The 22,269-nt window shown below is 32.0% G+C and carries 13 protein-coding genes, 2 tRNA genes and 3 rRNA genes; 8 read left to right on the plus strand and 10 right to left on the minus strand.

All coding sequences use genetic code 11. From position 1 onward, the window contains the following. The first annotated feature begins 109 nt into the window (after positions 1-109). Entirely contained in the window at positions 110-772 is a 663-nt protein-coding gene (locus tag L2Z92_RS20485) for a hypothetical protein (RefSeq protein ID WP_236456625.1), read from the plus strand. Positions 773-858: 86 nt separating this feature from the next. Here L2Z92_RS20485 and L2Z92_RS20490 read toward each other — a convergent pair whose 3' ends face one another. Further along, positions 859-2,148 carry a DUF5723 family protein gene (locus tag L2Z92_RS20490; protein ID WP_236456626.1) on the minus strand — a complete coding sequence of 430 codons (1,290 nt, stop codon included), beginning with the start codon at positions 2,146-2,148 and terminating at the stop codon, positions 859-861. A gap of 73 nt (positions 2,149-2,221) precedes the next feature. Further along, positions 2,222-3,295, minus strand: a complete 1,074-nt coding sequence (gene prfA, locus L2Z92_RS20495; RefSeq protein WP_236456627.1) for a peptide chain release factor 1 — start codon at positions 3,293-3,295, stop codon at positions 2,222-2,224. A 188-nt stretch (positions 3,296-3,483) separates the two neighbouring features. On the opposite strand from prfA, the gene L2Z92_RS20500 reads away from it, so the two are divergent. From L2Z92_RS20500 to gloA2, 4 genes are all read left to right on the plus strand, one after another. Further along, entirely contained in the window at positions 3,484-5,649 is a 2,166-nt protein-coding gene (locus L2Z92_RS20500; RefSeq protein ID WP_236456628.1) for a TonB-dependent siderophore receptor, read from the plus strand. A 61-nt stretch (positions 5,650-5,710) separates the two neighbouring features. Then, on the plus strand, positions 5,711-6,832 hold the full coding sequence (locus L2Z92_RS20505; protein WP_236456629.1) for a PepSY-associated TM helix domain-containing protein: 1,122 nt from the start codon (positions 5,711-5,713) through the stop codon (positions 6,830-6,832). Between the two features lie 12 nt (positions 6,833-6,844). Further along, positions 6,845-7,390: a PepSY-associated TM helix domain-containing protein gene (locus tag L2Z92_RS20510; protein WP_236456630.1), complete on the plus strand. Its 546-nt coding sequence runs from the start codon at positions 6,845-6,847 to the stop codon at positions 7,388-7,390. Between the two features lie 241 nt (positions 7,391-7,631). Then, on the plus strand, positions 7,632-8,015 hold the full coding sequence (gene gloA2, locus L2Z92_RS20515; RefSeq protein ID WP_236456631.1) for an SMU1112c/YaeR family gloxylase I-like metalloprotein: 384 nt from the start codon (positions 7,632-7,634) through the stop codon (positions 8,013-8,015). Between the two features lies 1 nt (position 8,016). On the opposite strand, the gene L2Z92_RS20520 is transcribed toward gloA2, so the two are convergent. Both L2Z92_RS20520 and L2Z92_RS20525 read right to left on the minus strand, forming a co-directional pair. After that, entirely contained in the window at positions 8,017-10,305 is a 2,289-nt protein-coding gene (locus tag L2Z92_RS20520) for a hypothetical protein (protein ID WP_236456632.1), read from the minus strand. Beyond that, positions 10,265-11,308 carry a hypothetical protein gene (locus L2Z92_RS20525; RefSeq protein ID WP_236456633.1) on the minus strand — a complete coding sequence of 348 codons (1,044 nt, stop codon included), beginning with the start codon at positions 11,306-11,308 and terminating at the stop codon, positions 10,265-10,267. Before L2Z92_RS20525 ends, L2Z92_RS20520 begins: the two co-directional genes overlap by 41 nt. Positions 11,309-11,466: 158 nt before the next feature. Between L2Z92_RS20525 and L2Z92_RS20530 the strand changes: the two genes are divergently transcribed. Further along, complete coding sequence (locus L2Z92_RS20530) at positions 11,467-12,570, plus strand: leucine-rich repeat domain-containing protein (RefSeq protein WP_236456634.1); 1,104 nt, start codon at positions 11,467-11,469, stop codon at positions 12,568-12,570. Positions 12,571-12,626: 56 nt separating this feature from the next. On the opposite strand, the gene rrf is transcribed toward L2Z92_RS20530, so the two are convergent. The 6 genes from rrf to L2Z92_RS20560 form a co-directional block, all read right to left on the minus strand. Next, positions 12,627-12,736: ribosomal RNA gene (rrf, locus tag L2Z92_RS20535) — 5S ribosomal RNA — on the minus strand. A 150-nt stretch (positions 12,737-12,886) separates the two neighbouring features. Then, a 23S ribosomal RNA gene (locus L2Z92_RS20540) occupies positions 12,887-15,768 on the minus strand. Between the two features lie 111 nt (positions 15,769-15,879). Beyond that, positions 15,880-15,956 (minus strand) — tRNA-Ala (locus tag L2Z92_RS20545). Positions 15,957-16,054: 98 nt separating this feature from the next. After that, positions 16,055-16,128: transfer RNA gene (locus L2Z92_RS20550), tRNA-Ile, on the minus strand. An 82-nt stretch (positions 16,129-16,210) separates the two neighbouring features. Then, positions 16,211-17,726 (minus strand): 16S ribosomal RNA (locus tag L2Z92_RS20555). The 16S, 23S and 5S rRNA genes sit together here with 2 tRNA genes alongside, the layout of an rRNA operon. A 682-nt stretch (positions 17,727-18,408) precedes the next feature. Next, a complete protein-coding gene (locus tag L2Z92_RS20560) occupies positions 18,409-19,092 on the minus strand; it encodes a DUF4294 domain-containing protein (RefSeq protein WP_236456635.1) in 684 nt (227 codons plus the stop codon). A gap of 166 nt (positions 19,093-19,258) precedes the next feature. Here L2Z92_RS20560 and L2Z92_RS20565 point away from each other — a divergent pair, with 166 nt between their 5' ends. Together L2Z92_RS20565 and L2Z92_RS20570 are read left to right on the plus strand one after the other, a co-directional pair. Continuing rightward, the gene (locus tag L2Z92_RS20565; RefSeq protein ID WP_236456636.1) at positions 19,259-20,347 is read left to right on the plus strand and encodes a M42 family metallopeptidase; all 1,089 of its coding nucleotides are present in this window, start codon (positions 19,259-19,261) and stop codon (positions 20,345-20,347) included. Positions 20,348-20,351: 4 nt separating this feature from the next. Then, on the plus strand, positions 20,352-22,268 hold the full coding sequence (locus tag L2Z92_RS20570) for a tetratricopeptide repeat-containing sensor histidine kinase (RefSeq protein ID WP_236456637.1): 1,917 nt from the start codon (positions 20,352-20,354) through the stop codon (positions 22,266-22,268). Position 22,269 lies beyond the last annotated feature (1 nt).

Below are 22,269 nucleotides of genomic sequence, written 5' to 3' on the forward strand. Positions count from 1 at the left end.
ATATGAAAGTAGAAATTATATAATTCAATCATAAAATTGTATAAGACACAAAGACGATAACCTTACTAATTTTACAAAACAATAAAAACAAAACTTAAAAATAAAAAAGATGAAAAACTTAAAAAGAACATTAGGAGTATTAGCCATTGCTGTTTCATTAACAGCTTGTACAGATGGGAAAAACAAACAAGCAGAGAAAGATGTAACAATGTATGTTAACTATGTAGACTCTGTTAGCAACATTCAAATGGACAAAGCTGCTGCAGAATGGGATAAAATTCAATCTGATTATGACCGATTAAAAATGAATGCAGAAAATGCATTAACTGGTGAAGCAGAAAATAAAGATTTAAGAGAATCTATAGACAACACTACAGTTATATATGAAGAGTACAAAATAAAGGTTGTTACCGAAAAAGAAAAGATAGACAAAGAAAATGCAAAAGAAATCATGCGTAAAACTTTACTAGGTGATGAGTATGATGGAACCGATATCACATTCAATTGGGTAAACAAAGACAATATTTTAAACGTATATAATAACTTTGTTACTACTGTTGAAACAAATAAAGATGCTTATTCAAGAGAAGATTGGGATGAAATTAAACTCATCTATGAAGCACTAGACACAAGAAAAAACACAGTTGAAAAAGAAGGTTTATCAACAGCTGATAACTTAAAAATTGCAGTATTAAAAACCAAATTTGCACCAATGTATACTTTAAATAGAATAGGTACAAAATCTGAAGAAAACGAAGAAGCTAAAAAATAATAGTCATAGAATTTTATAGTAAACGAAAAACAGCAAGAAAATCCTTGCTGTTTTTTTGTTGTATATATAATAGTAAACTATTTATTTCATCTGTATATTGGAATTTTAAGTCCAACATGAACATCAATTGCATCAACTTCTCCAAACATAGCAGAAACAATAGAACCAGAACCAACGAATAATGGACCAGCTCTAAAACCAAAACCAGCTTGAAAACCAGAATTTTGAACCATACTTAATGGAGTATATAAACTCAACCATTTCGTTTCATATCTTGGTGTTAAAGAAACTGTATTATTTACATAATTTGAATTTTCTTTTTTAGTATCAACTAAGTTCAAATCCGTATTAAAATTTAGAAATAGTTTTTTACTAAAATTCCAATCTGCATTTAAATGCAAAGCTGTTGGCAAAGAAACTTTGAAAGACTTGTTTTCACTAATTCTAGTATAATAAGAATCAAAATCATCATTAATTGCATATTCTGCATCTGTGTAGGAAGCATTAGCATCATAAAGTACTTTCTCACCATTTTTAAATTTCATAGAACCAAAATCAGTAATAGAGAATCCTACTTTTAATAAATAATCATCAGTAGCAGAAACTTTTGATTTTAATTCATACGTAAAACCTAAATCCATTCCAAAACCTACTCCAGAATTGTCTAATGGATCATCGAAACTCTCTAAACTACGAATATTTCCTGTTTCAATATTTCCTGTTGTTGTTGTTCTATTTGTTACTTCTAAACCGGTATAATCATAACTAACAGATAGGTTTCTTGCCTTAACATAGCCAGAATGAATACCTCCTAAATATTTTAATGAAATACCTCCTTTTAGTGAATAAACCTCGTTATCTTTTAAAATTCGTGCAAAAGAAGCTCCATACTCAATCCAAGCATTAGAAGCCATACTAAAATTTTGTCCTTCAAAACTAAAATCTTGGTTCACTTCATCTTGAATTTGATTTAAAAACAAACCGCTAATTTCACTAACATGCGTAATTACTCTTAATCTTGTGAAAACAGCAATAGCGTTTTTATTACCAATATTCATCATAAAAGAAGGACCTAAAGCATCAATATTTGAATACAAATTATTATTTGATTTCGGATTTGTTGTAGCACTTTTTTCAAACTCATAATCACTCTTAAATAGATCACCTAATTTAACAGAATAATAATCGTTCCCTACAAAAGCACTTGCTGATGCAATATTTATATCTGTCCGAAAACGAGAACCTACAATATTTGCTGGATTAGAAATTACTGCATTAACACCAGAATAGTTATCATATTGACTTCCAAAAAACGATTGCGAATACATTTCAAAACTTACAAAAAGGACTATTAAAACAATTAAACTCTTTCTCATATTAAGGCTGTTTTTAAATTAAAAAAAGGCTATAGAAATATTCCATAGCCTTTCAAAGTTACTTTATTTTTTATTAAAACACTTCAGATTCTTTTAATTTCTCTGTGTTAGAGACCAATTGTAATTCTTCTACAATCTTCTGAATATCACCATTCATAATGTTCCCCAAATCATATAATGTTAAACCAATTCTATGATCTGTAACACGGCCTTGAGCATAATTATAGGTTCTAATTTTCGCAGAACGGTCTCCAGAACTTACTTGAGAAGTACGTTTTGTAGCATCTTCTGCTTCTTTTTTAGCTAATTCTTGTTCGTATAAACGAGAACGTAAAACAGTAAAAGCTTTGTCTTTGTTTTTATGTTGCGATTTTTGATCTTGACATTGCGCTACTAAACCTGTAGGAATGTGAGTTAAACGCACAGCCGATTTTGTAGTATTTACAGACTGACCTCCAGGACCAGACGAACAGAAAAAATCTACACGAACATCGTTCATATCAATTTGTACATCAAATTCCTCAGCTTCTGGTAAAACCATAACCGTTGCCGCAGAAGTGTGAACACGTCCTTGCGTTTCTGTTTGAGGAACACGTTGTACACGGTGAACACCTGCTTCAAACTTTAAAGTACCATAAACATCTTCTCCAGTTACTTCAAAAATAACCTCTTTAAATCCTCCAGAAGTACCTTCATTCATATCTACAACTGAAGTTCTCCAATTTCTAGATTCACAGTATTTAGTATACATTCTGTATAAGTCTCCTGCAAAGATTGAAGCTTCATCTCCTCCAGTTCCAGCACGAATCTCTACCATTACATTTTTAGCATCTTCAGGATCTTTTGGAATCAACATGAATTTAATTTCATCTTCTAATTCTGGTAAACGTTCTTTAGCTTCATCCAATTGCATTTTAGCCATTTCAACCATTTCCGAATCGGAACCGTCTGCTATAATTTCATTTGCTTCTTTGATGTTGGCATCAATAGAAATATATTCATCACGCTTTTCTACTAAACCTTTAAGGTCTTTATATTCTTTATTTAATTGCACATAACGTTTCTGATCTGCAATAACATCAGGTTGTATAATTAAATCCGATATCTCATCGAAACGTTGTTTTACATATTGTAATCTATCTAACATAGCTACTATTTATTTTGAAGTGCAAAGTTAAGAAAAAAAACAATCAATTTTGAAGCATAATTTTGGACTTTTTTTTAATTGAAAATCAATCTATTAAAATTTATTATTTAAAATAAGTCTAAATAAATTTTGCAGATTCATTTAACAATAATATTTTTGCGTCGTTATTTTAATTAAATCTAAATAAAATGAATAAAATACTATTAACCGTGTCCACTCTTTTAGCTTTAGGTACAGTAAACGCCCAAGAAAAAAAGAAAAATGAGACAGATAGCATTAAACAATTAAAAGAAATTATAGTTGAAGGTAAGAAAGAAGTAAAATACAAAAAAGAAGCAAGTACAACAGTTTCAAAGATGGATTTAAAAGAATTAGAGAATCCTCAAGTGTATAATTCTATTTCAGCAGCACTTTTAAAAGACCAGGTAGTTACAAACTTTAATGATGCAATTAAAAACGCTACAGGTATAACCCGTGTTTGGGAATCTACTGGTCGTGGTGGAGACGGCGGTGAATTTTATACCATGCGAGGTTTTAGCGTTCAACCAACAATGGTTAATGGTTTTCCTGCTCTAAACAATGGAACAATAGATCCTGCTAATATTGAAAGTATTGAAGCAATTAAAGGTCCATCTGGTACATTATATGGTGGTAGTTTAATATCTTATGGTGGTTTAATTAATATTGTAACAAAAAAACCGCAACACTTTTTTGGAGGTGAAATAGGTTATAATTCGGGCACTTATGGTTCAGAAAGAGTTACAGCCGACATCAACACTCCACTTAACAAGGAAAAGAATGTGTTATTAAGAATTAATGCAGCTTATCAAAAAAGTAATTCTTTTCAAGATGCTGGTTTTAATAAATCTTTTTTTGTTGCACCTTCATTAAACTACATTGTCAATGATGAATTATCGTTTTTAATCAATACAGAATTCACACAAAGAGAATCTGCAAATGCACCAATGCTTTTCTTAAGTCGATATGCTCCTCTTTCTTTCAGTGATATTTCTTTATTTGAGAAAAATTATAAAAAATCGTTTACTTCAAATGAGTTAACAATTAGTAATCCGACTTTCAGTATTCAAGCACAAATGTTATATAAGCTTTCTGAAAATTGGACGTCTCAAACGGTTCTTTCAAGAGGAAATACTAAAACCGATGGTTATTATTCTTATTTATTTGATGCTTCAAACGGGACTGCTTTCGGTAGATCGGTATCAAAAAGAAATGGAGAAACTTACACTACAGATATTCAACAAAATTTTATTGGGGATTTTAAAATTGGAAACTTTAGAAATAGACTAGTTGCAGGTTTAGATTATTACAAATCAAACATTAGAAACGGAAGCACTGGTTGGGTTGCAAATGGTGTTGTTACATTACATGATGGGAATGATACTGGAGATTTGACAAGAGCTGGTGTTGATAATCTATTAGTTGGCTCTTTTGATGGAAATTCTAATGCAGAAAATGAAATATACAGCGTTTACGTTTCAGATTTAATAAATATTACTCAAAAATTAGCTGTAATGGCTAGTGTTAGAGTAGATCATTTTAAAGGAAAAACAGATTATTTCATTACCGAAGAAGTAAATGGACAAACTGCTGTGTCTCCAAAATTTGGTTTAGTTTATCAGCCAATAGTAAACAAAGTATCTCTTTTTGCAAATTACATGAACGGCTTCAGAAATGTTGCTCCAAAAGAAGTATCAGAAATTGATGGTTCAAATACACGATTAAAAGCTTTTGATCCAGAACATGCAAATCAGATTGAAGTTGGTGTTAAAACAAGTTTATTTAAAGATAAATTATCAGCAACTGTAAGTTATTACACAATTAATGTTAAAGACAGAGTAATGACAGATCCTAACAATATTAATAATACTATTCAAGGAGAAGAAATTGAAAGTAAAGGTATAGAAGTAAGTATAATTGCTAACCCAATTGAAGGTTTAAACATTATATTAGGAATTAGTAATAACAAAGCTGAATTTACAAAAGGTAATCTTGCAGATGGTTATATTGGACTTAGACCTGAAGAATCTGGACCAGAAACACTAATAAATTTCTGGGCAAACTATACACTTACCAAAGGGAAATTAAAAGGATTTGGATTCGGTATAGGACAAAATCACGCAAGTGAAAACAAAACATTAAATAGAGCTTCTATTGGAACTTTTGAATTGCCAAGTTATACAATTTTGAATTCCGCACTATCCTATGATTCAAATCAATTTAATATTACTCTAAAATTAAACAATATACTGAATGAAAAATACTATTCAGGTTGGTCAACTGTTTCTCCACAACAATTAAGAACATTAACTGCTGGATTAACCTATAAGTTTTAATTAATAATTTAATTTTTATAAAAACTCCTCAATATATTGAGGGGTTTTTACTGTGTATAAGATGAAAAAAAATAATTTAAAAAAAACAATTCGACAAATACACCTCTGGCTAGGGTTAAGTACTGGTTTAGTAGTCTTTATTGTAGCCATTACAGGCTGTTTATGGGTTTTTAAAACTGAAATAGAAAGTTTTTATTCCGACTTTAAAACAGTAAATCCAATTAATAAAGAATATATTACTGCTTCTAAAGTAAAAGAAATTGCTAGCAAAGAAAACCCAAATCGGACAGTTCATGGTGTCGTATTTGGACAACCAGATGAAGCTATTGAAATAATTTATTATGAGGCTGAACCAGAATTATTTTATCAAAGTCTCTTTTTAAATCCATACTCTGGAGAAGTAATTCAACAAATAGATAATATGGGTGGTTTTTTTGGATTCATACTAAAAGGACATGTACGGTTATGGTTACCAGAAGCAGTTGGATCTATAATAGTCACTTATTCTGTGTTATTATTTTTCGTTTTAATAATTACCGGACTAATATTGTGGTGGCCAAAGAAAAGTAAAAATTTGCGACAACGAATAAAATTTGATTGGAATAACAAAACACGCTGGAAACGTAAAAATTTTGATTTACATACTGTTGTTGGTTTTTATACTTCAGCATTAGCCATCATATTAACTTTTACCGGCTGTGTAATGGCTTTTGGATGGTTTTATTACATAACTTATAAAGCCCTTGGAGGTGATAAAAATCCCCGTTTTTTGATGCCCAATAATGAACAAATCATATCAAATGTTGATACCGATGAACTACGTGACATTTTAATACCTACATTAAAAAAAGAATATAAAAACGCAAGAAATTTTGAGCTACACTTTCCTGAAAATGACTCAACTTCTATTTTGGTTGAAGTCTGTAATTCTGATGGATTACATTATGATATGGATTATCTTTACTTTGATCAACATACTTTAAAAGAACTTAAGCCAAATAGTATCTATAGTAAATACAAAAATGCTAATTTTGCAGACAAAGTTGTTCGTATGAATTATGATATTCATATTGGAGCAATTGGAGGAATAGTAGGTAAAATTATTGCTTTCATAGCAAGTTTACTTTGTGCTTCTTTACCTATAACAGGTTTCTTATTATGGTGGGGAAGAAAATATAAATAGTTTAAATAGAAAATGAAAAAATTAAAATTAAGAAATTTACATCGTGACTTTGGTTACTTTTATTTAGGATTAATAATCTCTTTTGCCTTTTCAGGTATATTAATGAATCATAGAGAAAATTGGCATCCAGAGGAATATGATGTACAAACAAAAGAGATTAAAGTTCAACTACCTGAAAAAGAAAAGATAACTGAAGAGTATGCGAAAAACTTTCTGAATTCCTATGCTATTAAAGATACTTTCAAAAGGTTTAGATTAAAAAATGGTTCATTTAGAATCACTTTTAAAAACACAGATGTAGATATTGAATTAGAAACAGGTAAAGGAGAAATAGTTACTTACAAGCGAACTCCCATTATTAGTCAGATGATGAAACTACACAAAACAACATCTAATTGGTGGATCTATTTTTCGGATATTTTCGGGATTTCATTAATTTTTATTGCTATTTCTGGTGCAATGATAACAAAACATGGTAAACATACTTTTAAAAGACGTGGTTGGAAGTTGTCATTAATAGGAATTATTTTTCCGATTTTGTTCTTATTATTTGCCTAATCTTAAATCATTAAACTATAATTCGATCCTCTTTTGCTAAACACAATAGAGGATTTTTTTACATTTGACAAATAATCAGAACAAAGAAACACATAAAAGCAAAACTAATGATATAAATCAATCAAAGGTGGCACAAATAATAATCTTAGTTTGCATCCCTTGTCAACCATTAAGTAATTGAAAATTAAAAAACTCAATAGATTATTCTAAATTTCATTCATTATCGTTACACTTAATCCAAATGCTAAACAAAATTCATCATACTGCAATCATTTGTTCTAACTATGAGAAATCAAAAGCGTTTTATGTAAATATATTAGGCTTAGAAATCATTCAAGAAATATATAGAACAGAAAGAGAATCCTATAAACTTGATTTAGCATTAAACAATCAATATTGTATTGAATTATTTTCGTTTCCAAATCCACCAAAAAGAACTTCTAGACCAGAAGCAACTGGATTACGGCATTTAGCTTTTGAAGTAGACAATATAGATTCAGTTATTGAACATTTAACAAAACACAATATTGAAATAGAGTCAATTCGTATAGATGAATTCACAAATAAGCGTTTTACTTTTATTGCAGATCCAGATGATTTACCAATAGAGTTTTATGAAAAATGAATCAATTTCTTAACTGATAATATTCACTATAAATTTCACAATTTGAAACAAGATCTAAATATTCATTTGGGTATTTAATCCTTAATTCTTGAAATGAAAGGTCAATTATACTATCGTATTCTCTATTATTATAAAAACTATATCGATTTTCACTTAAAAGTTTAAAATAGTTATGTGAATTTTTCCTTGCATCACATTTATTTTTCATATAAATACATAAAGCCTTAAATTCTTCTGTTTTAGCTAATTCATATGCTTTTAAATAATAAACTTTTGCCAAATTACATTCTTTATATTCATCTTCATCAATTAAGTTAGAATTCACTTTATTTGTAGACCAATAAATACGTCTTAACATCCAAGAATTACCATGATAAGACATATTATAGTAACAATTTGCTGCTAAAAAATAATGTTTTTCTCTTTCTTTTTCATCAACAGTATTACCTCTTTTAATATGATATAGTAACTCTTTAACAACAGTTGCTTTTGATAGGCTAATCGCATTTTTTTTATTGTCAAAATTCATATACCCTTTAATTTTATAAAATGGATTTTCATTAAATAAATGATTAGTATAATGATCTTTAGACATTTTTGAAAAAGCAATATAAGCGTTTTCTAGCTGATTTTCTCTAATATATTTAATACCTAATAAATCATAGATTTTACTCTTTTCTTTTCGTAAAGAATATAATTTCCATGAATCAAAATCAGAATTATTATCATTTAATTCTAATTCACTTACTAAATCTTTCATCTGTTCTAATGAAAATTCAGAATCAATATAGCCATACCAATCATAAAAATAATCATCACTTAATGTAACTCTATTATTTCTAGATTTCCAAAAAGTAGAATTTTCTCCATATTTGTCATTATTCAAATGAGAAATTATAAATCCAGCATCAATATTATTTCCCAAGAATTCCAATTCTTTCGCAATAGCAAAAAGAAACCGATAATCATTATTTTTTGATGCTTTAAGTAAAATTGGTTTCACTTCATCTAAAACAATTGCTTTGCCAAGTTCTTGATTTGCAGTTAAACAAAGTGCTTTTATAATATTCACTTGTCGTTTTGATTTTTCTAAAACTAAATTATTTTCACAACTAGAAATTACTTCTAATCCTTTTTTATATTCTTTATTTAGAAAAAATAAATATGCTTTACTTATATTCCAAAAATCAGAATCAACAACTGCTTTTTTATCAATTATTTCCACAAAATCAAGCACTTCCTTTGCATAAGACCTATCTTCTTCTACTCTATTCAAAATTCTTGACGTAGTGTTGTTTTCCCAATAATCTTCTCTTAATACAGGAAGATACATCGTGTAACTTGGGGTTAATATCCAATCTTCTAACTTATTAATTTCCCTAAGTAATAAGAAATTCAAACCCTTGTTGCTTTTATCTAAACTATATATTTTCTTAATATAATTTAAATTTCTATCCGTTTTCTTAAAAGAATATAAAATGTACACATTAGCCCTTTCTTCATCCGTTTCAGCCAATTCTAAAACACGATCTATTGGAATATCTTTATTAAAACTCCATCTAATATCAAACTTATTATCTGTTCCCCTTGAAAATACTTGAGCAGCCAATAAATTCATTTTAATATCATCTTTCTCAGCATTCATTCTATAATAAAGTGCCCAATCATCAATAAAATCATCTGAAACATTCTTATCAAAGTATTTAGAATAGAGACTTATAATTTCTTTGGAATCACCATTATATTGTAATAATCTAAAAATTTGATATAGATAACGCTTTTGTATAATTTTTTCTTTACATGCATCTATCCTTTTAAATGCTTCATCAATTTTAGTTTTTCTAATTTTTGAAAAAACATCTTGATTATTTTCCCATAAATCATCTCCTTTCGATAACTTTTCAAGAGATTTTGCAAAAATTAAATAATCAATTGCTTCCTTCTTATCATTCGTAAATAAATATTGAATGAATGGATTTTTATTTTTATTATTAAATTTATCAATTGAAACTTGAAAAACAGCTTTTTTAATTTCTGGAATTTCAATTTTTATATCACAATACTTTTGCCACATTAGATCATTCTCTGTAACACTATTTAGATTATACAAATAATCATCTTCATAATAATAAGAATAGCTATAGTTATACATTCTAAAACCATCATAATTAAAGTTATTCGGATTAAAAATGCTAAAACGAATATCTTCACCAAATGGATAAAAATAACAAGCAAAAATCGTTGTAAAACTATTTAGAAAAAGAAGTATAATAAGATGTAATCGTTTCATAATTGAATTTTTCTAGTTGTTTATCGTCTAAATGAAAAAAAGTTACAGTAATTTCTTTGTCAAAAGAAACTTCTTTCTTTAAAAGTGAAATAGTTTCGTGAATTAAATTTGAATCAATATTTTCAAATTTAATTTTATCACCTTTTCTATAAAAAAAATCCTTAATTACGGTATCTTTAACTACATCATACCATAATTTACTTTTCTTAATAGACATCGATTCTAGTTCTTGTTTATTCAAATTAATAAACTTTTTAAATGTATCATATCGATATAAATGCCCCCAAGAAAACAACGGTAATGCAACATCTAAATGAACTGGATACTTATCAACTACACTTAAATAGGACTTTAATTCATTCGTATCTAAAATTGAATTCTTATTCTTATCATCAAAAGGTTGAATTAGATTATAACACATCAAGGTAACTTTTTTAACTGGAGGAATCCCCATTTTAGTTCTATATTTATAAGGGTATAAGCGCAAAGTGCAACTTATTGGCAACTTAGATTTGTTACCAAAAGATTCTAAAAAATAAAAATAGTTTTCTTTCGATTTTAAAGTCCAATCACAATCAATTTGAATTTCAGTCAAATTTGGGTAACCTTCAAAACGTTCCTCAAAATATTTTTTCACTAAATGGTTAACATTGTTTACTAATGTATCAATTTGCACTTTTGAACCATTAATAAAAACTTCATTCTTAATGAAAACTGTAGGAATGACAATTAATTCTTGCTTATTTGAATCATCATACCAAGAATATTTATTAAATTTTGTCTTTGAGAATGGGATTATCCCAAGTGTTTCATCATATTTTACTTCAAAAAATTTTAAATAAACTTTTTTTACCTTTAATGTATCCAAGACTTGTTTCTCATTTTCATTGAATGCACTATTCTCACTCTTCCAATAATAGAATGCCTTTTCAACTTTCTCAATATTAGAAGTACATGATAAAAAAACCAACAAAATAAAACTTATATAAAATATTTTCTTCATTTATAAATTATAATATATATTGTAACCTAAATTCACACTAAAATTACATTTAATATCACTATTTGTAACAACAAAATTTACTTTTTACTAAAAAAACATAAAAATTTATAAAAGTGCTTAGATCTTTAAATAGTAAACATAAAATGCATAAAACATAAATGAATATAATTCAAGAAAAAATAAACTTAGCAAAGAAAAATAAAGTACAACTTTTAAATTTATCCAACTTGGGTTTAGAAAAAATTCCTGAGGAAATATTTGAACTCGATTTTATTACAAATCTCAATCTAAGAGATAATATAATTGAAGAGATTCCTTATAAAATTGAAAAATTAAAACATTTAAAAGTACTTTATCTTGATAATAACCAAATAAAAACTATTTCTTCAAATATTTGTAATTTAAAAGAGTTAATTATTCTCAATCTATCAAATAATAAATTAAAAACATTACCAGATGAAATTTATAAGTTAGAAAAACTAACAAGATTATTCGTTTCAAAAAATGTATTAGAAAAAATACCTAATTCCCTTTCTAAGTTAAATAACTTAGAAGTATTAGACTTGAAAAAAAATGCTCTTAAAGAAATTCCTATTGAATTAGGTAGTTTAAAAAAACTCACTCATCTGGATTTATCTTATAATTCATTAAATAATTTTATAATTAATTGTAATACAAAAAACAACTTGAAGAAGCTATATTTACAATCTAATCATGTAAATGATATTACAGAAAGAATAGGTCAATTAAAGAAATTAAAACTACTACATTTAGGTAATAATGAATTAATAAAAGTTCCAAATAGTTTTAATAAACTGAGCCAATTAAAATTTTTAAATTTATCCGAAAATAAAATTACCATTTTGAATCTTGATATAAATAAAATGGAAAAGCTTAATGAATTTAAAATTTACCTAAACGATAATATTGAAATTAAAGATCATTTTATTGTACAACTTATACAACGTGAAACCAAATTCAATTCACATTTTAAACTTATAATAGATAAAAAACAGTCTATAAGATTAAAACACTTTGAAAAACATTTCACTTCTGGACAAATTGGAGTAATTGACTTTGATAATAAAATAATCCCGGAGGGACATTATAAGCAAATTGACAATGATGTAATCAATAAGTATCAGTTGGTAGATCCATTTAGAGAAAAATTAAGGCAAAAAATGATAAATAATTCAGAGAAGGCTGAATTAAAAATAAGTCTCTATACAAAAATCAAAAAATCTATTCAAAAACTGTTTTAATTCTAAAAAAAAGATACAATAAAAAACCCTAATCAGTATGATTAGGGTTTTTAAAAGAAAGGCGGCGACATACTCTCCCACAGGATTGCAGTACCATCTGCGCAGGTGGGCTTAACTTCTCTGTTCGGAATGGGAAGAGGTGAGCCCCACCGCAATAACCACCTTAAATGATCTAATTGCTTTGGGCAATTAATTGCAATAAACATTTGTTTTTCAAAATGAATATGTGCAATAATATCTTAACATATTGAGACAAGAAAATATATTTATTATTCTATAGAAAGTGCATCCCTGCTCCTTGCGGAGCAGGAAATTCGTACATAAGCTTACGGGTTATTAGTACTACTTGACTATGACATTACTGCCTTTACATCTATAGCCTATCAACGTGGTCATCTTCCACGACCCTTAAAAGAAATCTCATCTTATGGTGGGTTTCGCGCTTATATGCTTTCAGCGCTTATCCCTTCCAAACGTAGCTACTCTGCAGTGCTCCTGGCGGAACAACAGATACACCAGAGGTTTGTCCAATTCGGTCCTCTCGTACTAGAATCAGATCCATTCAAATTTCTAACGCCCACAGTAGATAGAGACCGAACTGTCTCACGACGTTCTGAACCCAGCTCGCGTGCCACTTTAATGGGCGAACAGCCCAACCCTTGGGACCTTCTCCAGCCCCAGGATGTGACGAGCCGACATCGAGGTGCCAAACCCCCCCGTCGATATGAGCTCTTGGGGGAGATCAGCCTGTTATCCCCGGCGTACCTTTTATCCTTTGAGCGATGGCCCTTCCATGCGGAACCACCGGATCACTATGCTCTACTTTCGTACCTGATCGACCTGTATGTCTCTCAGTCAAGCTCCCTTATACCATTGCACTCTACGCACGGTTACCAAGCGTGCTGAGGGAACCTTTAGAAGCCTCCGTTACTCTTTTGGAGGCGACCACCCCAGTCAAACTACCCACCAAACAATGTCCCCCACTTAAGCGGGGTTAGGCCTCAGACAAGCAAAGGGTGGTATTTCAACAATGACTCCACAACGCCTAGCGACGCCACTTCAAAGTCTCCCACCTATCCTACACATCACGTGTCCAAGGTCAATATTAAGCTATAGTAAAGGTGCACAGGGTCTTTTCGTCCCACTGCGGGTAAGCGGCATCTTCACCGCTACTACAATTTCACCGAGCTCATGGCTGAGACAGTGTCCAGATCGTTACACCATTCGTGCAGGTCGGAACTTACCCGACAAGGAATTTCGCTACCTTAGGACCGTTATAGTTACGGCCGCCGTTTACTGGGGCTTCAATTCAATGCTTCTCCGAAGATAACATCTCCTCTTAACCTTCCAGCACCGGGCAGGTGTCAGGCCCTATACTTCATCTTACGATTTTGCAGAGCCCTGTGTTTTTGATAAACAGTCGCCTGGACCTTTTCACTGCGGCCAGCATTGCTGCTGGCGACCTTTCTCCCGAAGTTACAGGTCTATTTTGCCTAATTCCTTAGCCATGAATCTCTCGAGCACCTTAGGATTCTCTCCTCAACTACCTGTGTCGGTTTACGGTACGGGTACTTATAATCTAAGTTTAGAAACTTTTCTTGGAAGCCCTTAGGCACACTATCCCTTTGTCCGAAGACTCCGAGTACTATCGTATTTCGCCATTCTCTACGGATTTGCCTATAGAGAATATAGCTAGGTACTTCAACGAACTATTCCGTCAGTTCGTGGTGCTTTCATCACTCCGTCATTCCATCACAATTATAAGTAGTACGGGAATATTAACCCGTTATCCATCGACTGTTCCTTTCGGATTCGCCTTAGGACCCGACTAACCCACAGCTGATTAGCATAGCTGTGGAAACCTTAGTTTTTCGGTGTGCGGGTTTCTCGCCCGCATTATCGTTACTTATGCCTACATTTTCTTTTCTAAACAGTCCAGCAATACTCACATATCACCTTCGACCCAGTTTAGAATGCTCCCCTACCACTTGTAATATTTTACAAATCCATAGCTTCGGTAGTATACTTATGCCCGATTATTATCCATGCTCGTCCGCTCGACTAGTGAGCTGTTACGCACTCTTTAAATGAATGGCTGCTTCCAAGCCAACATCCTAGCTGTCTATGCAGACAAACCGCGTTATTTCAACTTAGCATACATTTGGGGACCTTAGCTGATGGTCTGGGTTCTTTCCCTCTCGGACATGGACCTTAGCACCCATGCCCTCACTGATGAAAATCATTATATAGCATTCGGAGTTTGTCAGGAATTGGTAGGTGGTGAAACCCCCGCATCCAATCAGTAGCTCTACCTCTATATAACTATTTCAGCGCTGCACCTAAATGCATTTCGGGGAGTACGAGCTATTTCCGAGTTTGATTGGCCTTTCACCCCTACCCACAGGTCATCCCAAGACTTTTCAACGTCAACGGGTTCGGACCTCCACTTTGGGTTAACAAAGCTTCATCCTGCCCATGGGTAGATCACACGGTTTCGCGTCTACCATTACTGACTAAAGCGCCCTATTCAGACTCGCTTTCGCTACGGATCCGTGGCTTAACCACTTATCCTTGCCAGCAACGGTAACTCGTAGGCTCATTATGCAAAAGGCACGCCGTCACCCCACGAAAGGGCTCCGACCGCTTGTAAGCGTATGGTTTCAGGATCTATTTCACTCCGTTATTCACGGTTCTTTTCACCTTTCCCTCACGGTACTGGTTCACTATCGGTCTCTCAGGAGTATTTAGCCTTACCGGATGGTCCCGGCAGATTCACACAGGGTTTCACGTGCCCCGCGCTACTCAGGATACTGCTATCTATATCTTCTCTTACCTATACAGGACTATCACCTTCTTTGGTTAACCTTTCCAGGTTATTCTAATTCAATCCGCATAGAATATCGCAGTCCTACAACCCCAGTATTGCCGTAACAACACTGGTTTGGGCTAATCCGCGTTCGCTCGCCACTACTTACGGAATCACTTTTGTTTTCTTCTCCTCCGCCTACTTAGATGTTTCAGTTCAGCGGGTTTACTCTCCCGTAGGAGTACTATGTCTTCAACATAGTGGGTTGCCCCATTCGGATATCTACGGATCAATTCGTGTGTGCCAATCCCCGTAGCTTTTCGCAGCTTATCACGTCCTTCATCGCCTCTGAGAGCCTAGGCATTCCCCATACGCCCTTATTTTGCTTATTGTACTTTTATTTAAATGTTATACGAATATAACACCCAAAATTTGTGCTTTCTATTATATTTTTATATTTTTCTTTTCTCAATATGTCAATGAACTTGTGGCTTTTTAAGCCGTGGTGGAGAATATCGGAGTCGAACCGATGACCTCCTGCGTGCAAGGCAGGCGCTCTAGCCAGCTGAGCTAATCCCCCATTTTTAGCGCTAAGTTAACAGTTCTTCAGTTAACAGTACTTAAAACGGCTTCACTCAACCTCTAAAATTTCCTTTTAATAAAACTTTCCCAAAATAGTAGTCCCGGGCAGACTCGAACTGCCGACCCCTACATTATCAGTGTAGTACTCTAACCAGCTGAGCTACGAGACTCTGTTTCTTTAAGTTTTATTATATTATTTGAACTAACAGCGAGAATAAAAACAAATCTACAAATTCTAAAATCTTTCTCTAGAAAGGAGGTGTTCCAGCCGCACCTTCCGGTACGGCTACCTTGTTACGACTTAGCCCTAGTTACCAGTTTTACCCTAGGCAGCTCCTTGCGGTCACCGACTTCAGGTACCCCCAGCTTCCATGGCTTGACGGGCGGTGTGTACAAGGCCCGGGAACGTATTCACCGGATCATGGCTGATATCCGATTACTAGCGATTCCAGCTTCACGGAGTCGAGTTGCAGACTCCGATCCGAACTGAGACCGGTTTTGAAGATTCGCATCTAGTCGCCTAGTAGCTGCTCTCTGTACCGGCCATTGTAGCACGTGTGTGGCCCAGGACGTAAGGGCCGTGATGATTTGACGTCATCCCCACCTTCCTCGCGGTTTGCACCGGCAGTCTCGTTAGAGTTCCCGACATCACTCGCTGGCAACTAACGACAGGGGTTGCGCTCGTTATAGGACTTAACCTGACACCTCACGGCACGAGCTGACGACAACCATGCAGCACCTTGAAAGACGTCCGAAGAAAAAACTGTTTCCAGTCCTGTCGTCTCCCATTTAAGCCCTGGTAAGGTTCCTCGCGTATCATCGAATTAAACCACATGCTCCACCGCTTGTGCGGGCCCCCGTCAATTCCTTTGAGTTTCACACTTGCGTGCGTACTCCCCAGGTGGGATACTTATCACTTTCGCTTAGCCACTCAGTCCGAAAACCGAACAGCTAGTATCCATCGTTTACGGCGTGGACTACCAGGGTATCTAATCCTGTTCGCTACCCACGCTTTCGTCCATCAGCGTCAATCCATTAGTAGTAACCTGCCTTCGCAATTGGTATTCCATGTAATATCTAAGCATTTCACCGCTACACTACATATTCTAGTTACTTCCTAAAAATTCAAGCCCTACAGTATCAATGGCAGTTTCCTAGTTGAGCTAGGAGATTTCACCACTGACTTATAAGGCCGCCTACGGACCCTTTAAACCCAATGATTCCGGATAACGCTTGGATCCTCCGTATTACCGCGGCTGCTGGCACGGAGTTAGCCGATCCTTATTCCTACAGTACCGTCAAGCTGCTACACGTAGCAGTGTTTCTTCCTGTATAAAAGCAGTTTACAACCCATAGGGCAGTCATCCTGCACGCGGCATGGCTGGATCAGGCTTGCGCCCATTGTCCAATATTCCTCACTGCTGCCTCCCGTAGGAGTCTGGTCCGTGTCTCAGTACCAGTGTGGGGGATCTCCCTCTCAGGACCCCTACCCATCATTGTCTTGGTAAGCCGTTACCTTACCAACTAACTAATGGGACGCATGCTCATCTTGTACCGTTGGAACTTTAGTTATCAAATGATGCCATTCAATAACACTATGAGGTATTAATCCAAATTTCTCTGGGCTATCCCTCTGTACAAGGCAGATTGCATACGCGTTACGCACCCGTGCGCCGGTCTCTAGTTCCGAAGAACTATACCCCTCGACTTGCATGTGTTAGGCCTGCCGCTAGCGTTCATCCTGAGCCAGGATCAAACTCTTCATCGTATATTTTTTATATTGTACGATTCTAGCTTTTGTATTTAATTCGCCTTTACTCTCTTATTTTATAATTTAAATCACTTTAAATTATGCTGTCAATTCAATATGTCTATGAACGTGTCATTCTTGTTTTATAACCTTCACTTTCTTTAACCCCCTAAAACTCTATATCTCAAAAGCTTTTCAGTATCTCAGTTAGCGAGTGCAAAACTACAACCTTCTTTTTAATCTCGCAAGCTTTATTTGATAAAAAAAATTATTTTTTTTTTCTTAATAAATCTTACTCAATATATAAATGAACTTCGCTTGTTTCGCGGGGTGCAAAGATAATTAGTTTTTTATTTCTGACAAGCTTTTTTGAAAAAAAATCACTCTTTTTTTAAGCCTCAACTTTACGTTGTAATCATCAATATATATCTAAGAACTTCTGCGGTTATGCGGGTGCAAAAGTAGCCACTTTTTGCGAGTTTCCTAATCTTTTCTTAACTATTTTTTAATATATTTTTAGATATTCTGAAAATCAATTACTTACACGTATTTTTTTTTCTTCTTATCAAATACTAAACTTCTTTTATAGCAACGATAGAAGCTAACTACCACGTAGCGCGAATAGCGGGACGAAAAGTGTTTCTAATCTTTTACTTCTGCTACTTATATATATACTATATATTTTTTACTCCTTTATATATTACTTTTTTGTAGAATCTTGGAGTTCGCGCATTTTTGCCGCTTTTTCTCTCCAAATATTCGCCAAGCTTATTATATCTATTGGTTTCGCTGCAGGCTGTCTTTCTAGGCTACCATCATTAAATGCTTTAGCTAATATAGTTTCAATATAAAAATCTTCAAGTTCATTGAACGGTTGATAATCTTCCTTAATATTAATATCGAAAAGTTTTGCTGTATTATTTGACCAAAAAGCCTTCCATCCACTTTTATATTCTTTTATCAGGTCGAACGTAGTTTCTCCTGTTTGCCTGTATATTAGTTTTACTAAAATTTGACCATCTTTTCGAGATAGTTTTTTTAATCTTGGCTCAAATTCTTCTTCTAGGTATTTTTCAACTATTTTAAAATACTTTTTCTTTTCTTTTTTTGTCTTCAACTTATCCATTGTTTCATTGATTAGTTTCAACTTCTGCGAAGTTAATACAGCATAAGGATAGGTCTTATAAACTCTTCTCTTTAATATTAATAATTTTTTCCTTTCTAGGTCTGCTGCAGAAATACCTTCTTTAGAAACTACAATCTCTTTTAGCTCTATTGAATACAATAGTGAAGAATCTTGAGCTGTTATACTCAAAGTATCTTGCACTTGGCAATTTGCAAGAAAAGTATATAGTAGAAATATAATGATTGTATATTTTTTCATCTATTTAGGTGTGTTTTTAAAGATCAACAAATTAATATAAATTTACGTTAGATTTCTAATCAAAAGAAAAAAATGAGTAATTTACTAAAAAACCTACTCAAAAATAACTAAATTTTTAGATAACTCTTAAAGCAATTTTATAATTTAGCAAAAAATATACAATATAATGAGTACAAAATCTATCTTAAAAGAAAGTTCTTTAACTTTTTTAGAAAACTATTTAAATAATTCTTCTCCTACTGGGTATGAAGCTGAAGGGCAAAAATTGTGGATGAACTATTTAAAGCCTTATGTAGATACTTTTATTACTGACACTTATGGTACAGCTGTTGGTGTAATTAACCCAGACGCTCCTTTTAAGGTTGTAATTGAAGGTCACTCTGACGAAATTGCTTGGTATGTTAACTACATCTCTGACGATGGTTTTATTTATGTGATTAGAAATGGTGGTAGTGATCATATGATCGCTCCATCTAAGAGAGTACACATTCATACTAAAAAAGGAATAGTTAGAGGTGTTTTTGGATGGCCAGCGATTCACACAAGAAACAAAGACAAAGAGATAACAACTAGAATAGATAATATTTTTATTGATTGTGGATGTGAAACAAAAGAAGAAGTTGAGAAACTAGGAATTCATGTAGGTTGTGTTGTTACTTATCCTGATGGTTTTGAAGTTTTAAATGAAAACAAATTTATTTGTCGTGCAATTGACAATAGAATGGGTGGCTTCATGATTGCTGAAGTTGCTCGTTTATTAAAAGAAAACAAGAAAGATCTTCCGTTTGGTTTATATGTAGTAAACTCTGTTCAAGAAGAAGTTGGTTTACGAGGTGCGGAAATGATTACTCAAACTATTAAACCAAATGTTGCAATAGTTACTGATGTTTGTCATGATACAAACACTCCAATGATTGACAAAAAAATTGAGGGTGATTTAAAAATGGGGAAAGGTCCTGTTATTGCTTATGCTCCTGCAACCCAAAATAATCTTCGTGAATTAATTGTTGATACAGCTGAAACAAACAAAATTCCATTTCAAAGACATGCTTCATCACGCGTGACTGGTACAGATACGGATGCATTTGCATATAGTAATGGTGGTGTTGCTTCCGCCTTGATTTCATTACCACTTCGTTATATGCATACTACCGTGGAAATGGTTCATAGAGATGATGTTGAAAATGTTATTAAATTGATTTATGAAACTTTATTAAAAATTGAAAATAACGAAACTTTTTCTTATTTTAAATAAACCAATGAATATTAAAACTTTTTCTATATTTTTTTTACTTTTTTCTCAATTTGTATTACCAAACGATACAATTGTAAAAACATTTAAGATTAAGAAAGAAATAGAAAAAGTTTTTTATTTTAGAAGTTTACATCAAGAAGATAAACTAAAATACATTTTATTATTTAAAGAAGAATTCTTTTTACTAAAAAATAAAAATTCCACAAACAAAACTCAAGAAAAACCTTATACTTTTTGTTTAGGACTTATTGATCAGTTGGATCAAAATCATATTAAAGCAATTTCGAAATTCAATAAATTATTAGAGAATAAGGATTATAAATTGTGCGACAAAGAACGCATGGATATTTATGTTGCCATGCAAGAATCTTATTTAAAACTGAATTTATATTCAAAAGTTTTTGATAGCAACAGACAAATCAATACTTTAATAGAAAAAGGTGTTGATTATCCACTTTGGAGTTATAATATACAAAGTCGTCTTTATCTACAACTTGAAAAAGTAGACAAAGCTATAATTCAATTAAAAAAGGAAATCAACTTATTGCAGCAAAACACAAAACGTGATTCTCTAATTATCCCGTCCGCATATAATGATTTAGGTTTTTTTTATTCGTTAATCAACAAAAATGACTCTGCATTAATTTATTACAACAAAGGACTTTATAAAGCTGAAAAAGGAAAAAAAAAAATTGATTCTATTAGTTATAGAAATTTTTTTTTAAATGTTAACGAAAATATTGCAAACATTTATTTAACTCAGAAAAAATACGATAAAGCAATAACCACACTAACTGCTTTAGATTCAAATTACTTTAACACGGTTAAAAAAAACAACACCTACATAGATTACAAAGTTATTTTAGCGAAAGCTTATCTTGGTAAAAAAGATTTTTCAAAGTCTAAATCTATAATTATGCATTTAGACTCTTTAAATAAAAACTCAAAAATACAAACTTTACAGTTACTTAATCTAAAACATCAATTCGCTCAAGAAACAAATAATTACAAAGAAGCCTACAAATTACTACTCATTATAAAAAAAAATAATGATTCAATTTCCAACATACAAAAAAAAAAATTACTCCAAAGTTCCGAATTAAACTTTTCTATAGAAGAAAATGAACGATCAATTATTAAAAAAAACAAAGCAATTAAAGAAAAAGAGGACATCATATTTACCATTATTATTACAGGTCTTTTACTATTACTAATTATAAGCTTTATTTTCATCTCAAACAACCAAAGAAAACGAGTTGAGATTGAAAGAATGAGCAATTCCATTTTAAAAAAAAATAAAGAAATTGAAGAATCACTTATAGAAAAAGAATTACTTTTAAAAGAAATTCATCATCGTGTAAAGAATAATTTGCAAATAATTTCAGGAATATTAGAGCTTCAAAATTACACAATAAAAGATCCTAAAATTAAAACCATTTTAAGTGAAGGACAAAATAGGATTCAATCTATTGCATTACTTCATAAAACAATCTATCAAAACAAAAATTTTAAAGCTGTTAATTTTTCACACTATATATCTGAATTTATTACCTACAGCAAACAAGTGAACTCATCTGAAAAAAAGATTGATATAACAGTAAATATAACAAATTTTCAACTTGAGATTGATACCGCTATTCCACTAAGTCTAATTTTAAACGAAATTATTAACAACGCATACAAACATGCATTCACAAATACTAAAGCTGGAAAAATTGATATTAGTTTAGAAAAAAAACAAACGGAGTACAAAGTAACAGTTCAAGACAATGGAATTGGATTTCCTGATAATTTTGATACAAAAAATGTAAAATCATTTGGTTTTGAATTAATTAATGGACTTATTAAACAAATAAATGGTAATCTATATACCTCTAATAGAAATGGTGCTTTACTAACTATTATTTTTAAAACGAATTAAA

This window comes from Flavobacterium jumunjinense, assembly GCF_021650975.2.
Classification (GTDB): domain Bacteria; phylum Bacteroidota; class Bacteroidia; order Flavobacteriales; family Flavobacteriaceae; genus Flavobacterium; species Flavobacterium jumunjinense.

What these genes read in the sequence shown, in the direction of transcription:
- L2Z92_RS20485 (WP_236456625.1), top strand. Translation starts at nt 110, where the DNA reads ATGAAAAACTTAAAAAGAACATTAGGAGTATTAGCCATTGCTGTTTCA.
- L2Z92_RS20490 (WP_236456626.1), bottom strand. Translation starts at nt 2,148, where the DNA reads ATGAGAAAGAGTTTAATTGTTTTAATAGTCCTTTTTGTAAGTTTTGAA.
- prfA (WP_236456627.1), bottom strand. Translation starts at nt 3,295, where the DNA reads ATGTTAGATAGATTACAATATGTAAAACAACGTTTCGATGAGATATCG.
- L2Z92_RS20500 (WP_236456628.1), top strand. Translation starts at nt 3,484, where the DNA reads ATGAATAAAATACTATTAACCGTGTCCACTCTTTTAGCTTTAGGTACA.
- L2Z92_RS20505 (WP_236456629.1), top strand. Translation starts at nt 5,711, where the DNA reads ATGAAAAAAAATAATTTAAAAAAAACAATTCGACAAATACACCTCTGG.
- L2Z92_RS20510 (WP_236456630.1), top strand. Translation starts at nt 6,845, where the DNA reads ATGAAAAAATTAAAATTAAGAAATTTACATCGTGACTTTGGTTACTTT.
- gloA2 (WP_236456631.1), top strand. Translation starts at nt 7,632, where the DNA reads ATGCTAAACAAAATTCATCATACTGCAATCATTTGTTCTAACTATGAG.
- L2Z92_RS20520 (WP_236456632.1), bottom strand. Translation starts at nt 10,305, where the DNA reads ATGAAACGATTACATCTTATTATACTTCTTTTTCTAAATAGTTTTACA.
- L2Z92_RS20525 (WP_236456633.1), bottom strand. Translation starts at nt 11,308, where the DNA reads ATGAAGAAAATATTTTATATAAGTTTTATTTTGTTGGTTTTTTTATCA.
- L2Z92_RS20530 (WP_236456634.1), top strand. Translation starts at nt 11,467, where the DNA reads ATGAATATAATTCAAGAAAAAATAAACTTAGCAAAGAAAAATAAAGTA.
- L2Z92_RS20560 (WP_236456635.1), bottom strand. Translation starts at nt 19,092, where the DNA reads ATGAAAAAATATACAATCATTATATTTCTACTATATACTTTTCTTGCA.
- L2Z92_RS20565 (WP_236456636.1), top strand. Translation starts at nt 19,259, where the DNA reads ATGAGTACAAAATCTATCTTAAAAGAAAGTTCTTTAACTTTTTTAGAA.
- L2Z92_RS20570 (WP_236456637.1), top strand. Translation starts at nt 20,352, where the DNA reads ATGAATATTAAAACTTTTTCTATATTTTTTTTACTTTTTTCTCAATTT.